Annotated in this window: 5 protein-coding genes; 3 read left to right on the top strand and 2 right to left on the bottom strand. The window is 65.2% G+C overall.

The annotated features are described in order from the left end of the window. Positions 1-184: 184 nt before the first annotated feature. Complete coding sequence (gene ltrA, locus AB0O15_RS47735) at positions 185-1960, bottom strand: group II intron reverse transcriptase/maturase (protein WP_364334822.1); 1776 nt, start codon at positions 1958-1960, stop codon at positions 185-187. A 1035-nt stretch (positions 1961-2995) separates the two neighbouring features. Here ltrA and AB0O15_RS47730 point away from each other — a divergent pair. The 3 genes from AB0O15_RS47730 to AB0O15_RS47720 all read left to right on the top strand — a co-directional run bounded on the left by AB0O15_RS47730 (position 2996) and on the right by AB0O15_RS47720 (position 4947). Beyond that, the gene (locus AB0O15_RS47730) at positions 2996-3427 is read left to right on the top strand and encodes a GNAT family N-acetyltransferase (RefSeq protein ID WP_364334819.1); all 432 of its coding nucleotides are present in this window, start codon (positions 2996-2998) and stop codon (positions 3425-3427) included. Between the two features lie 532 nt (positions 3428-3959). Then, positions 3960-4397: a pantetheine-phosphate adenylyltransferase gene (coaD, locus tag AB0O15_RS47725; RefSeq protein ID WP_364334816.1), complete on the top strand. Its 438-nt coding sequence runs from the start codon at positions 3960-3962 to the stop codon at positions 4395-4397. A 70-nt stretch (positions 4398-4467) separates the two neighbouring features. Further along, positions 4468-4947, top strand: coding sequence for a hypothetical protein (locus AB0O15_RS47720; RefSeq protein WP_364334813.1), 480 nt, complete (start codon positions 4468-4470; stop codon positions 4945-4947). A 416-nt stretch (positions 4948-5363) separates the two neighbouring features. Here AB0O15_RS47720 and AB0O15_RS47715 read toward each other — a convergent pair. Further along, positions 5364-5908, bottom strand: a 545-nt coding sequence (locus AB0O15_RS47715; RefSeq protein ID WP_364334810.1) for a group II intron maturase-specific domain-containing protein, incomplete at its 5' end; no start/stop codon positions are given.

The following is a 5908-nucleotide window of genomic DNA, read 5'->3' as shown; positions in this document are numbered from 1 at the left end:
AGCTCCAGTGTCGCCGGACGGCGAACCCACCACGCCATCAAGGTAACCACGACGAGTGACAGCTGGCGTGCCGGCCGCGGCAAGCTACGCGACCAAACGCGCGTTGTATGGCCGGGTAGCGACGGCGCATTGCTGCGCCGCCGCCCCCTCAGAACCGGACGTGCACGATTTCCATGCATCCGGCTCAAGCAAGCCCCATGGGCCGCTGGTGTGCATAGTGCTGGCCTGCCGTTTGCCGCTGGCGCGGCGGTGGCAGTGGGTGGGGAGCAGACGGAGTTGCGGACCGCGTGCTGCCGTCCTGTCGTAGGCTGATGGCGTTGGGATCCATCGCTTTGCGCAGGCCGCGATACCACTGTTCCCACTCGTGTGGTGCTTGCGGCGGGCGGTCGGCGTGCAAGAGGAACTGCCCACAGTAGAAGCATCGGGCCCGCTGGCTGTCGAGCAGCTGTTGGGTGGTGCGATCGACTGGGGGTTGCAGCCTCGGGCGACGCCGTCGGGTCTGCCAGTAGTCGGCCAGTACCGGGTCATCGGGTGACGAGGTGCCGGTGACCAACTGGTGCCGCACGATCCTGGTCCAGGCGAACCGTTGTAGGTAGGCGCCGCTGTCGCGGTCACCGAAGACCCACCGATCTCGCCGGGACTTGTTGAACATCCCGAAGTAGCGGGCAACGACCCAGCTCGTCGGTTTGTTCGGGTGTGAATGCCTGGCCCACTTGTAGACCAATTTCCACAGGTAGTGATCCAGCGAGTTGAAAATCTCCTTGGACACCACCGTCCGGTAGTAGGCCGCCCAGCCTCGGATGATCGGGTTGAGACGGGCGATCACCGCGGCGGCGTTGGTGCCGCGCAGTGCACGCACTTCGGTGCGTAGCCGGTTCCGGATCCGTCTGACTGCTGTCTTGCTCGGCTTGATCAGCAGCAGGCCGTGATAGCGGCGGACGTTGAACCCGAGGAAGTCGTAACCCTCATCGAGGTCGACCACGCGGGTCTTGTCCTCGTTAAAGGCCAGACCTCTCGGCGTCAGCCACGCGGCCAGCCGGGCCTTGACCTGGATCGCTTCATCCCTGGTGCGGCATAAGGCGACGAAGTCGTCGGCGTATCTGATCAGCATCGGGCTGTCGCGGGCCGTGGCCACACCGTCGAATCCGACGGTGCGGTAACGAACCCCGGCGGCGTGCTCCACCCCGTGCAGCGCGACATTCAACAACAATGGGCTGACCACCCCGCCCTGTGGAGTTCCCTGCTCGGTCGCGGTGAACAAGCCCTGCTCGACCACCCCGGCCGTCAGCCAGCCCCGGACCTGTTCCCTGGCGGGGAACAAGCCGAGCTGACTGAGTAGATGCTGGTGGTCGATGCGGTCGAACGCCGCTTTCGGGTCCGCGTCCAGGACCCACCGCCGGGCCGGGTTGCGGCCTTTGACGGTGGCGAAGATGGCCTGGACCGCGTCCTGACAGCTGCGTCCGGGCCGAAACCCATACGATCTCGGCTCGAACCGGGCTTCCCATTCCGGCTCCAACGCGGCCGTCACCCGGGCCTGCAAGACCCGGTCGACGATCACGGGGATACCGAGCGGACGGCGCTTGCCGTCCGCTTTCGGGATATACACCCGTTTGACGGGCCGGGCCTGCCACGGCCGCTGCCGGCGATGGATCTGCTCCACCAGGCCGGCCTTGGTCTCGGCGTCCAGGACGATCCTGCCGTCCACCCCAGCCGTCAAACGTCCAGCGTTGACCTCCGTGACCCGCCGAACCGCCAGCAGCGTGTTCGATCGGGACCGCAGCATCAACTTCTGCAAGTTCCGGACCCGTTTCAGGTCCCCCACCTGCGACGCCGTGAAGATCCTCTGCCGCAAACTCCGTACGGTCTCCTCGCAGGCACGCCAAATGACAGCGTCCCAGTCGAGGATCTCGTCCTCCGGTCCGTTCACCATCCCACCAGGGGCGGCGTCTAACTTGTCCATCGGTGCCAGGCTTGTCGTCATCGTCTCTCACACAGGCTCACCTGACCCGCGTCGGCGCGCTTTCACGCCCGGGCACCAGGCCCGGTATCCGGTCAGTTATCCGAAACCCTCGGTAGGAGGACCAAGGCCAGCTGTTTCGGTTTCCTGTCGCCTTTCGGCCACCGGCGTTCGCTTCTGGTCATCCCATTCCCGCCCGGGGAGTTGGGCCTTCCTCACGGTCGGCTTACCGCACACCGTCACCGGTGGCGGACCCCGTCGGGGTTACCACGTTCCACACTCACGAGTTACGACCGGGTTGGGTGCCCTCTCTACCCCGGGGACCAGCGGTGCTCTCCTGACCAGATGCCGTGCCCGGCCAGCGCCTGCCGCCTCACAGCGGCCCGTCCCAACACCCCGCTCGAACATCCCATCGCGCGGGGCCACTATTCACGGAGCATCAACGAAGGTTCACGCGATTCACCCGTCCGGTCTGCCCCTCACCCGTGACCTCCACGATGGGAAGGAGATCCTTCGGCTTTCCCCCGGGCTTCGCACCCCGCCGTTACCAGCGACGCACGCCAGGGAAGGGGCCAGGCAGCAAGCACGCGCCCGGGACTACACCACCGACATCACGCCGGTCCTCCTAACTGCGAGTCCACTCGCAAAGTGCGACCTCGTGTCGCAACGGCAGGTAAGTGCATCTGATCTGGGCAGGTGATGGCCCTGTCTCGCCGAGGGCTGTATCGCTCCGTGCTGAAGTTGCACATCAAGATACGGATCGTGCTGTGTCGACTTCACTGGGTTTTGTTGCCGGAGCGGAGCGCTGGCTATCTCCGCGGTTCTGGACACCGTTTCAACGCCACTTTCAGCACCGCATGATCGTCGGAGGATTCCGTGTCCACGACTTTCGACACCAGCGGGCGGCGCGTCGTTGAAGCTCACCCGGGTGAGCGTGCTTCACGTACTGATGGGCTGAGTCATTACCAGGGTGGGGATCGGCGGAGGCACGCCGCGTCGAGGACGTCGGCTCGGAGAGAACCTCTAGAGTCGTTGGCCATGAGCGTCGGCATCGAGGTCGTACAGGACGTCACCGAGGACTTGGTCAAAGCGTTCGGACGGCTGCTGCCACAGCTATCGCGATCGGCTCGGCCTCTGGATGGTGCGGCCCTGCGTGCCCTCGTCGAGTGGCAAGGGAACAGGCTGCTCATCGCCCGGATTGGTGACGAGATCGTCGGCACGCTGACGTTGGTCACGTTCCCGATCCCCACTGGCCTGCGGGCATGGATCGAGGATGTCGTGGTGGACGAGGCGGCTCGCGGTCATGGTGTCGGCGCAGCTCTGACACAGGCGGCTATCGAGATCGCCCGAGCTGACGGGGCGAGAACTGTCGACCTGACGTCACGGCCGGCACGCGAGGCAGCGAACCGGCTTTACGAGAAGCTCGGCTTCCAGCTGCGGGACTCGAAGGTGTATCGACTCGATAGCTAGCAGCCGGTGAGCGCGACAGACCCTCGTGGGTCCATCAGGATCGGCAGGACAGACCCTCGTGACGTGGAGTTTGTCCGCCATTTTCGACACCACGGGAGGTGGACGCTCGATCGGATGGACTCGATGTCCGCGAGTTTCGACACCACCCGGGGCGGTGGGAACATCGGCTGACCCGAGACGGAGGCGATCCTCGAACTCTGCGAGGAGTTCTTCGCCAGCACCGGCCCAGCCGCCCGCCACGAGCTCGACACAATCTTGCGCGCCCACGACATCACCGGCGGCCCTGGCTGGCTGATCGACATGCTCGTGCTCACCCGCATGCGTCTGCCAAACGCCGCCAGCCAAACCCGGACAGCGGGGGAAGTGCAGTTAAAACTCGCGGAGATTGATCAACGATCGAACCGATCAATGGAGTCAGAACTCACGAGCCGGTGGTGTCGATAGTCGGCTCTGGCGCAGAAAGTGTGATCGATCCTGTGGTCTTCACCTCTCCGTGTCGGTGCCGTCAGCCCGGTGTGGCTAGCCTGAATGGATGTCCGACCTGACGTGTAGCGGCCAGCGCGGCGCGCATGCGGTCTATCCGGGAACTTTCGACCCCTTCACTGCCGGGCATGCGGATGTCGTGGACCGGGTGCGGCGCTTGTTCGATCGAGTCACCGTGCTTGTGGCGGTGAACGGGGATAAGCAACCAGCTGCGACGCTGGAGCAGCGGTTGGAGGCCCTTCGCTGCTTGTTCCCGGCGAACTGGAGCAATGTGGCGGTGGCGGCGTGGGCGGGGCTGACAGCCGAGTTCTGTCATGAGCACCGGACCGGCGTAATCGTCCGCGGCGTTCGGAACCCCACCGATCTACGGCACGAGTCTCAACTGGCGGCGATGAACGAGGACATGGGTATCACGACGTTGTTAATCCCGGCGCGTCCTGGATTGGCGACGGTGTCCTCCACGGCGATGCGTGCCCTTCGGGCCTGATCGGGCTTATCTGGTCAGGAGCACGCGCGTGCGGAGGAGATCGAAGCCTGCTCGGCCATACATCTGCCGTTTGAGCATCTTGATCCGGTTGACGTTGCCTTCGACCGGCCCGGAGCTGAAGGGCAAGCTCAGGCCAGCAGTGACCGCGGCGAGGTCGGCGGTCAGACCGGTGGCGAAGCGACTGATGCCGGGCAATGCCGCCCTGCTCGGCTGCGGTGATCCACGCAGTGAGACGTTCGCCGTGCAGATGGGTCATCATGTCAGCGAAGGAGCGGACCAGTTCGACAGCGGATCGCAGTTCTGGGCAGCGTTCCAGGATCTGCTGAAGCTGCTCGGTGTCGCGGTCGATGAGGTCGTCCGGGTGCCGGCAGATCCATCCCGTCACCTGCCGCACCGACCGCGGGCGCGGTGTCGTCGTCAGGTCGGGTTTGCTGCGGTACTGCTCGACGAACCTCCGGAGGATTGGGTAGCTGCCGGTGAAGCCCCGGGCGGTGATCTCGCGATACAGGGCGCTGACTTTGACCCGGCCCTCGCCGATGCGGCGCAGTAGATAGGGCTTGAACGGATCGACCAGGCTCGGTCGTGGCCTCTGTCCGACCACGAGCTCCTGCCAAGTGGCGGCGTGGGCATACTTCGAAACGGTCTTGTGGGGACCAGCCGAGGTGCCGGGCGATCTGCCGGAAGCCAGCACCTTGCGCCAGCAACTCGTGGACCAGGGCGTGATGGGCGCGGCGGCGTTCGGCCATCGCCCCGGTCGGCTCGGCGGCCACCGCCTCGGCGGGCTCGCCGGGGGTGTCGATCGGTTCGGCGAGGCAGTGCTTATGCCGGGCGACGGTCTTTTCCACGGCGGTGGCAAGATTGTTGGGTCGGGCCGGGGCGCCCTGTCGGGATTGCTCCCGGTGGGTTTCCCCGACCCGCCCTCCGAACCCGGCGTGCGACTCTCACCGCACCGGGCTCTCCACGAGATCATGCCGTTGGGACAGTGCTGTCCAGGGCGTCCGGCCAAGGGCTGGGGATGCTGTTGCCCCGGTAGCGGTATCGAGTGATCGACACGCTGGCGAGGCTGAACAGTCTGACTCCCGCCAGTTGGATGGGCTTCCAGTGTCCTTGCGGATCCCGGAGCCATCGCTGGATGGCCCTCCAAGTGGTGCGATGCCGGTGCATCACCCAGCGGATCACCCGCCACCAAACGAAGGTGTGCAAGCGGGACAGGGTGTGCTTGGCGACCGCGTGCTTGAAGTAGTTGGCCCAGCCGCGCAGGATCTGGTTGATCCGGATCAGCGCGATCTTGTAATCGAGATGCGACAACTGGTGGGTCAGGGCTCTGATCTTCCGCTTCAGCGATTCGACTGGCTTGTCGGCGATGAAGGTGTAGACGTGCCACTTTGCCGTTCCTCGTTTCTGCATCCAGACGATGCGGAAGCCGAGGAAGTTGAACCCGTCCGCGAGGTAGACGACCTGCGTCTTGGCCGGGGAGAGAGTCAAGCCCATCCCGGCCAGGACCTCGCTCA

The sequence above is a fragment of the Actinoplanes sp. NPDC089786 genome, assembly GCF_040684855.1.
Classification (GTDB): domain Bacteria; phylum Actinomycetota; class Actinomycetes; order Mycobacteriales; family Micromonosporaceae; genus Actinoplanes.
Note: the sequence above shows the minus strand (reverse complement) of the source record. Positions and strands in the feature narration are given on the sequence as shown.